Raw genomic sequence first — 257 nt, 5'->3', positions numbered from 1 at the left:
CAAAGCGCCAACGAACAGTCCGTGCGGAAATTTGATGCGCAGGATCTCGCCAGGCGCGTTGTTGGCTGAATTAGCCTGGGACAACACCGGGCACACTTTAGTTGTTTCTCGCGCCTTTCCTTATAGATTTAAAGATCATGGCATATGCTCTGACTTGAGCAGCGAAGAAGTAGAGCTTTCTCAGCTCATAAGTAAATATCCTGCTACTGTAGATATGACGGTTCCCGTTCATTCCGAGCTGGAAATATTACAAGAGC

Annotated in this window: 1 protein-coding gene; it reads left to right on the top strand. The window is 47.5% G+C overall.

The genetic code is table 11. The annotated features are described in order from the left end of the window. Positions 1–34 precede the first annotated feature (34 nt). Positions 35–257: hypothetical protein (locus AC0L20_RS41280; RefSeq protein ID WP_473295874.1), on the top strand; the 223-nt coding region annotated here is incomplete at its 3' end.

Source organism: Bradyrhizobium sp. Kon58 (assembly GCF_055807455.1).
Note: the sequence above shows the minus strand (reverse complement) of the source record. Positions and strands in the feature narration are given on the sequence as shown.